Source organism: Christiangramia qingdaonensis (assembly GCF_048381525.1).
Classification (GTDB): Bacteria; Bacteroidota; Bacteroidia; order Flavobacteriales; family Flavobacteriaceae; genus Christiangramia.
Genome location: NZ_JBLWIM010000008.1, coordinates 43,405 through 46,164, shown reverse-complemented (window position 1 = coordinate 46,164; position 2,760 = coordinate 43,405). Strand labels below are relative to the sequence as shown.

4 protein-coding genes are annotated in these 2,760 nt (G+C 38.6%); 1 reads left to right on the top strand and 3 read right to left on the bottom strand.

Going from position 1 to position 2,760, the window contains the following annotated elements:
• Positions 1-254 (top strand): hypothetical protein (locus ACNI3T_RS00965; RefSeq protein WP_418226225.1); only part of this gene is annotated, 254 nt, incomplete at its 5' end.
• A 50-nt stretch (positions 255-304) separates the two neighbouring features.
• Here the strand turns inward: ACNI3T_RS00965 and ACNI3T_RS00960 are convergent.
• The 3 genes from ACNI3T_RS00960 to ACNI3T_RS00950 all read right to left on the bottom strand — a co-directional run.
• On the bottom strand, positions 305-1,348 hold the full coding sequence (locus tag ACNI3T_RS00960) for an L-dopachrome tautomerase-related protein (RefSeq protein ID WP_418226224.1): 1,044 nt from the start codon (positions 1,346-1,348) through the stop codon (positions 305-307).
• 64 nt (positions 1,349-1,412) lie between these two features.
• Positions 1,413-2,045, bottom strand: coding sequence for an SDR family oxidoreductase (locus tag ACNI3T_RS00955; RefSeq protein ID WP_418226223.1), 633 nt, complete (start codon positions 2,043-2,045; stop codon positions 1,413-1,415).
• Between the two features lie 35 nt (positions 2,046-2,080).
• The coding region (locus tag ACNI3T_RS00950) for an NADP-dependent oxidoreductase (protein WP_418226222.1) at positions 2,081-2,760 on the bottom strand (680 nt) is incomplete at its 5' end.

Here is a 2,760-nt window from a genome sequence, read left to right as displayed (position 1 = left end):
ATACTACAGCTAAACACTTGCAAACAATCAATTCGATTCTGTCCAAAAAACAACTAAGTAAAAAAGAATTTCAATTTTTAAATGGAATTAATGCAGATCATGTGAAAAGTATATCTATCACCACAGATGGTGGCTTTGATCCTAAATCGGGAGAATTTCATAAAGAAGATCGCCCATTGAATTACAAAATCCGACTCAAATATACGGATGCGGGAAATCTTCGGTTTAAATGTTTACATGCAGAGAAAGCATAAAAAAAGCAGATCAATATTTGATCTGCTTTTTTTATTAGGATCCCTTAAGTCTATAGCTTAATTCTATAAATGCTGAAATCCATATTTGAAATATCCTCTTTCACCTCATTGATCCTCGAATTTGTATAATATAGATATCCATTATAAATACTAAAAGTATCTGCCCAACGAATTTTCTCACCCTGTGCAAGGATTTCCTGCTCTCCCGAATTCATGTTATATCGCATGATCGCATTATTTTCCAGATCTGCCAGATAAAGCATTCCATCGGAATTTAAAATCATTCCGTCTGGCGCAGTAGTCTTAGCAACTTCCTTTACAGCATTTTGAATTTCTGCTCCAGATCCTTCGCGGAGAGTTTTCGTTGGAACAGTATAAAGAGTGTAGCCCGTTAAGGAATGGTAGTAAAGTAGACCTTCAGCTTCATCCAGTGCAATTCCATCTGAATGTATCGTGTTCCTATACTGTTTTCCATTGATCGTCAATTCATCGGTTTCGGCAAGGGTAGAGTAGTGGTCGCTTAAAACACGTTGACTTTCACCAGTTTCCAAATCAATAACTACTAAACCCGCATGATTTGAATCGGTAAGATAAATATGATCGTTCGTTCTATCAACACGCAGATCATTGATATAAGAATCCCTGTAGAAACTATCATCTCCTAATTCATAAATATGCTTCAACTTATTAGATTCGAGGTCAAAGACAAATATTCGTGGATTACTCACCACTCCTTTAAATAGCGGATTTCTCGTATCCAGGACAAACAACTCATCTTCAGAAGCAATGACAGATTGCACCGCCACAAATATGGAGTCCTGATCTTTATCTCCAACTTTCCAGGAATTCCATTGAGCGTTGGGATAAGGTGCAGCCGCTCTGTTTTCACCGATCTCCACTACAGAATACTCGACATTCTTTCGCCATCTTGGAAAATTCGCGAAGATCCTTCCTGTATCGCTAAGGCTAATTCCGGTAACCTGCTGCCCCTTAAAATCCGCTACTTTTTCCAATGCAGATTGCGGAACTATCGGCTCCTGGCATGTTACATTCTGGGAAAGAACTATCAGAGCTAAGAGTAATATTTTTTTCATATTGTATTAGTTAAAAAAGAAAAGAACTGAAGTTCATTCAGTTCTTTTCGAATATGTTGGTTGATTATGCTTTTACTGCATTGTTAATCTCTGTATCACCAGATAGAATTTCAAAAGTTTGATTACTTCTTATATCATCCTCGAGAACGGCTACCAATGTACGGGCAACGTCTGCTCTGGAGATTTCACCCATTTCTGAAAACTTTTCTTCTAGTTTGATCTTGCCAGAAGCATCCTTGTTGTTCAATGATCCTGGTCTTACAATCGTGTAATTTATACCACTGGATCTTAAATGTTCGTCGGCATTCTGTTTTGCTTTAAGGTATTCGTGCAGATCTTCGCTTACTGAAGGATCATCTGCTCCCATAGAACTTAACATTACAAATTTTGAAGCTCCTGAACTTTTAGCTGCATCAGTAAGTTTTTTAGCTCCTTCCTGGTCTACACCTATAACGTTCTTACCACCAGATCCAGCAGCAAAGATCACCTTGTGTGCATTTTCAGTGGTATGGCTCAGATCTTTCTCCAAATCGGCCAGAATAGTCTTTACATTTTGAGATTCGAACTCTTTTTGCTGCTCTTCTTTTCGTACCATGGCTATTGGCTCATACTCTGAAGAGTTTTTAAGTAGATCCACAATAATTTTTCCTGTAGTTCCGGTTGCTCCGGCAACTAATACATTTTTTCCTTTACTCATAACAATTATTTTTAATGAACGATTCTAAATTTATTTTAGTTGTTTTCGAAGGTTTCGGCAAGACTCACGATAACTTTACCCTGGGCTCTGCCCGTAGCAAGATATTCGAAAGCTTCAACTGCTTTGTCGAAAGAATAGACCAGGTCAATAACCGGTCTAATTGTTCGGTCTTCCACCATCGTTTTGATTTCCTTAAGCTGAGGTGCATTTGGCTGCATCCAGGTTAAAGTATAATGTGCAGATTTTTCCTCAATAAGTTTGCTCAGCTTTTCTGGCATTTGATAGTCGGTCATTCCCATTTGCTTAGCCGTTTGATCATCTGGCGGTCCAACGATACTTGTCACTTTTCCACCATCTTTAATGATCTCAAAAGCATCGAATGTATATTGATCACCAAGAGTATCGAATACGATATCCAGGTTGTTCGCAACTTCCTTGTAATCTTCATTCTTATAATCGATCACTCTATCTGCACCGAGTGCTTTAACCCATTCCACATTCGTATCACTTGTGGTAGTATAAACTATAGCACCTATAGATTTTGCATACTGAATCGCAAAGCTACCTACGCCACCAGAACCTGCATGGATGAGTATACGATCGTCTTTTTTGATATCAGCTTTCTGTAGCGCCTGCATTGCGGTAAGTCCGGCAAGTGGCAAAGAGGAAGCCTTTTCGAAAGTCACGTTTTCAGGTTTATGTGCGATCACATTAG